Origin of the sequence: Geobacillus sp. DSP4a (genome assembly GCF_013096875.1) — a bacterium.
Classification (GTDB): Bacteria; Bacillota; Bacilli; order Bacillales; family Anoxybacillaceae; genus Geobacillus; species Geobacillus thermophilus.
The window spans coordinates 1-380 of sequence record NZ_SDLD01000234.1 but is presented as its reverse complement, the minus strand read 5'-3'; the positions used below and the strand labels follow the sequence as shown (position 1 = coordinate 380).

The following is a 380-nucleotide window of genomic DNA, read 5'->3' as shown; positions in this document are numbered from 1 at the left end:
ATCTTATGCCATGATTATTGTCTTTATGTTTGTAATCATGAAAAAGAAAATGTCTCCATTCACTTCTTTGGTAGTCATTCCTTTGATTTTTACCTTAGTTGCAATGGTGTCAGGAGTATCCAAAGAGGGAAACATCGGGGATTTTGTTCTAGAAGGAATCAAAACAACTTCTAATACGGGGATTATGTTGCTGTTTGCGATACTATACTTCTCGATCATGCTGGACGCTGGATTATTTGATCCGATTACCAAAAAAATGATCTATTTCGCAAAAGGCGATCCGATGAAAGTTTTGATGGCAACTGCTGTCGTTGCGGCCACCGTTTCTCTAAATGGGGATGGAACGACCACTACCCTGATCTGCTGTTCAGCCTTTATTC

Annotated in this window: 1 protein-coding gene; it reads left to right on the top strand. The window is 39.7% G+C overall.

Features of this window, described 5'->3' with window-relative positions:
* Positions 1 to 380, top strand: a 380-nt coding sequence (locus ETC02_RS17150; RefSeq protein WP_253264193.1) for an SLC13 family permease, incomplete at both ends; no start/stop codon positions are given.